Annotated in this window: 1 protein-coding gene; it reads right to left on the bottom strand. The window is 60.9% G+C overall.

Annotated features, from left to right (window positions below; genetic code table 11):
• A partial coding sequence (locus tag PGR29_RS24865; protein WP_316425543.1) for a molybdopterin-dependent oxidoreductase occupies positions 1 to 215 on the bottom strand: 215 nt, incomplete at both ends.

The raw sequence follows: 215 nt of genomic DNA on the forward strand, positions 1-215 counted from the left end.
TCCTGGACGATAACCAGTTCCAGCTGTTCAAACGCCTTGCGCACCGCGGAAAGCTCGGCATCGGTCTGCAGCGGATCCTCGCCCATAATATAGGCCGCGCGGACTTCGCCGTGTTCGGCACGGTGCGGCAGCTCGCTGATGCGATAACCGGTATGTTCCGGCAGGCTGTCGACGCCCCAGGCTTTAGCGAACTTCTCGCGGTTTTCCGGGAACTT

The organism is Klebsiella sp. 141203 (assembly GCF_032601985.1).
Lineage (GTDB): Bacteria > Pseudomonadota > Gammaproteobacteria > Enterobacterales > Enterobacteriaceae > Klebsiella > Klebsiella aerogenes.